The sequence below is a fragment of the Amycolatopsis sp. SID8362 genome, from assembly GCF_010550475.1.
Classification (GTDB): Bacteria; Actinomycetota; Actinomycetes; order Mycobacteriales; family Pseudonocardiaceae; genus Amycolatopsis; species Amycolatopsis eburnea.
Genome location: NZ_JAAGNB010001780.1, coordinates 1 through 3,870, shown reverse-complemented (window position 1 = coordinate 3,870; position 3,870 = coordinate 1). Strand labels below are relative to the sequence as shown.

Here is a 3,870-nt window from a genome sequence, read left to right as displayed (position 1 = left end):
GGAGGTCCTGAATGACTCATTCAAGACACCGCAGGCCCAGTCTCGGCGCGACATTTGCCGGACACTGCCTGGCGGTGGCGCTGCCCAGGGGAGGAGGCTGATCGCCCGCTCGCCGGTGCCGGTCGCGAGGCCGGGGTTGAGCCGCACCGCGGGGGGCGAGTCGCGCGCGACGGCGTGCCGCCTGCTGCGCAGCCGGGCCGGTTCGGGCGGCCTGGTCCCCGCGGGGGTCGGTCTGCGCCCTCGGTGGGCGGAGGCCCGCGGCGCGCTCGGGACTCCGCCGGTTCGGGCGGTCCTGATCGCGCGCCGGTGCAGGAAGGCAGCCGGTCGCTAGGCCGGGGTTGATCGTCCCCCCGACGGGGTACCCGCCGTCCGGACCGCGGGGATCCCGCGGCGCACAAGGGGAAAGCGAGGCGGCGTTGAGCATTCTGATCGACTTCGGGCGCGACACGGAGTTCTCGTTCGAACGGCGGTTGCGCGGGTACGTGGAGGCGGTCGCCAAGGCCGTCGGCGTCGGGCTGGAGTCCTGCACCCTCGACGCGGGCACGCCCGCCGCGGCCTACATCGCGCTCGACTGGCGGCTCGGGCGCTTCCCCGATCACGATCTCGCGCTCGTCTGGGACGAGCGGCACGGCTGGGCCGCGGCGGTCGAAGGCGCGAACGGGAACCCGGCCACGGTGCTGGTCCACCTCGGCGGCGAAGTCGTCCCCGAACCCCGTGCCGTGGTCCGGTTCCTGGCCGCCGTGCGCGCCGACGACCCCGGCGCGGGCTCGCTCGAAGCGCCGGAGCTGCGCGCGGCGGGTGACCACGAACAGCTGCTGAACGCCCTGCTCGCGCGGCAATAGTTCCGTAGCCGTACGGGGCGGCTCCCCGGTTGTTCTCGTACCCGGCGTCACCGGAAAGTGACCGGCAGCAACCTCGAAAAGGAGCTGCCGTGAACTCGAGACAACGCTTGCTGGGCGCGTTCGCCGCCGTCCTCGCCCTGCCGCTGTTCGCCGTGCCCGCGGGTGCCACTCCGCCCGCGGTCGCCCCGCTCGGCGGGACGCCGCTGCCGTCGGGGGTTTCGCCGTCTTCGGTCGGCGGGACGCCCGCGTCGGTCAAGGACTACCCGTTCATCATCGCGGGGCTGCGGGAGGGCGGGTCGCGGCCGCTCGGCCAGACGTGCACCGGCTCGGTCGTCGCCCCGCGCAAGATCCTCATCGCCGCCCACTGCAAGGCGGCCGAGGGCGAGAAGTCCTTCCTGTACGGGCTCGACGACCTCAGCGCCGGCGGTGGCACGGCCATCGGCGTCGTCAGCTACGACACCCACCCCAAGTACGTCAACTTCGACCAGGGCTACGACGTCGCGGTGGTGACGACCGACCGGGACATCCCGGTGCCGGGCGGGCAGTACGCGAAGGTCGCCACCTCGGCCGACACCGACCTGAACAAGCCGGGCAAGACCGGGCTCGGGCTCGGCTACGGCAAGAAGGACTTCAACGACGACACCCGCGACGTCACGCTGACGAAGTTCAGCCTGCCGATCGTCGCCGGCGGCAACTGCGGCGGGGTCGGTGCCGGGTTCCAGGAAGCCACCATGATCTGCAGCGGCTACGCCGACGGCCACGTCACGATCCTGCCCGGCGACAGCGGCGGCCCGCTGCTCGTCGACGGCAAGGTCGCCGGCGTCGCGTCGTGGAGCCGCAGCGACTTCAAGTGGTACAGCGTCTACGGCCGCCTCAACAACGACATGGGCGACTGGGTCGCGCAGCAGATCGGCGACGTCACGCCGCCGGAGACGTTCGGGCTCGGGGTCACGCCGGGCGCGGTGCGGGCCGAACCGGGCAAGTACGTCTCCGCCTCGGTGACGAGCACCGCCGGTAAGAACGGCCCGGAGCAGGTCGACCTGACCGCGTCCGGCCTGCCGGAAGGCGCGAAGGCGACGTTCCAGCCCGCCAAGATCACCTCGGGGGACACCGCGAAGCTGACGATCGAGACGTCCGCGAGCACCCCGCAAGGCGACTACCCGGTCACGATCACCGGGACCGGCCCCAGCGGCACGGCGACCGCGAAGCTGACGCTGACCGTCGGCAGCGGCCAGCCGCCGACCGGCGATCTCAAGGTGAGCGTCAACCCCGGCAGCGGGACCGTGCAGCCCGGCTTCTTCACCACCGCGACGGTCACCGTGGCCGGCGGCACCGGCACCGTGACGCTGTCGGCCACCGGGCTCTCGTTCGCGCCGTTCTTCAACCCCTCGACGCTGAACGGCGCCGGGACGGCGCAGATGCAGGTGGTCGGGCCGTTCCAGCGCGGGACCTACCCGGTCACCGTCACCGCGAAGGACTCGACCGGCAAGACGGCGACGGCGAACTACACCTTGACCGTCCAATGAGGACCGCGGGCGGGGAGGCGGCCGCCTCCCCGCCCCGGTGTCAGAAGGTGATCGTGAAGCCGTCCAGCGTGCCGGTGTCGAACCGGTAGACGTCCTGCACCCGCAGCTGCCAGGTGCCGTTCGCCTGCTCCGCGGCCGCGTTTACCGTGAACGTGGTGTGGATGCCCGCCGCCGAGCCGGTCCCGCCCGCCTTCCGCAGCGGGAAGACCGCGCCGCTCGGCCCGATCAGGTCGATGGCGAGGTCGCCGGTGTAGGTGTGGCTGATGTCCACCTTCACCGGCAGCGCCGCGGAGGCCTTGCCGTCGCAGCCGTCCTGGGTGACCGAGCTGGTGACCGCGGCGCCGGCGTCCGGGATCGCCACCGGCGTCGTGTTCGACTTGGCGCCGCACTGCGACGGTGGGGTGCCGCCGCCGATGAACGACACGTTCAGCAGCTTGTTCGGCGAACCGCTCCCGGCGTTCTTGACGACACCGGACGTCGCGCCGCCGACGAGCGCGTCCCGCGTCTGCTGCGCCGTGGCGCCCGGGTTGGCGGCCAGGTAGAGCGCGGCCGCGCCGGTGACGTGCGGGGTCGCCATCGACGTGCCGCTCATGTTCGCGGTGCTGCCGTTCGACAGCCCGAGCGACGTGATGTTGTTGCCCGGCGCGAAGAGGTCGGTGCAGCTGCCGTAGTTGGAGAAGGACGCGCGGTTGTCGTTCTCGTCGGAGGCGTTGACCGTGATCGCCTCGGGCACGTGCGCGGGGCTGGTGTTGCACGCGTCGGTGGAGCTGTTGCCGGCGGCCACCGAGTAGACGATCCCGGCCGCGATCGACCGCTTGATCGCGTCGTCGCCGACCCCGACCTGGTCCATGGTGAGGCTCATGTTCGCGACGGCGGGCTTGACGGCGTTGGCCGTGACCCACTCGATCGCGTCGACCGCGGCGGAGTCCGGGCCGTTGCCGGAGCAGTCGTTGCCGAGCACCTTGAGCCCGACGAGCTTGACCTTCTTCGCGACGCCGTAGGTCTTGCTGCCGATCGTGCCCGCGGTGTGCGTGCCGTGGCCGTTGCAGTCGCTGCCGTTCCCTCCGACGAAATCCTTGCCGATCGACGCGCGGCCTTCGTACTCGGGGTTGTCGGGTTTGATCCCGGTGTCGAGGTCGTAGGCGGTGACGCCCTCGCCGGTGTTCGGGTAGGTGTAGGAGTTGTCGCGGGGCAGGTTCGCCTGGTCGATGCGGTCCAGGCCCCAGGTCGGGTTGGTCTGGGTACCGGCGATCCGCGCCGTGCCGTCCTCGTAGACGGCCGCCACCGCCGGGTCGGCCGCCAGCCGCCGTGCCTGCCGCGCGGTGAGGTGCCGGGCGGAGAACCCGTGCAGGACCCGGGAGTACGTCGACCGGACCTCGCCGCCGTACCGCGTGGCGAGCGACGCCGGTGCGGTGCGGCCCTGGGCGTCCTTGAGCACCACGATGTACTGGTCGCCGTAGTGCTGCCGGGCCGGGACCACGGCGCCCTCCGCCGGCGCGGCG

Annotated in this window: 3 protein-coding genes; 2 read left to right on the top strand and 1 reads right to left on the bottom strand. The window is 72.2% G+C overall.

The window, feature by feature from the left end; genetic code table 11:
- Positions 1-416 precede the first annotated feature (416 nt).
- Both G3I65_RS54625 and G3I65_RS54620 read left to right on the top strand, forming a co-directional pair.
- Positions 417-842, top strand: a complete 426-nt coding sequence (locus G3I65_RS54625; RefSeq protein WP_160704340.1) for a DUF6292 family protein — start codon at positions 417-419, stop codon at positions 840-842.
- Positions 843-931: 89 nt separating this feature from the next.
- On the top strand, positions 932-2,368 hold the full coding sequence (locus G3I65_RS54620) for a trypsin-like serine protease (RefSeq protein WP_160704338.1): 1,437 nt from the start codon (positions 932-934) through the stop codon (positions 2,366-2,368).
- 40 nt (positions 2,369-2,408) lie between these two features.
- On the opposite strand, the gene G3I65_RS54615 is transcribed toward G3I65_RS54620, so the two are convergent.
- Positions 2,409-3,870 (bottom strand): S8 family peptidase (locus G3I65_RS54615; protein ID WP_160704336.1); only part of this gene is annotated, 1,462 nt, incomplete at its 5' end.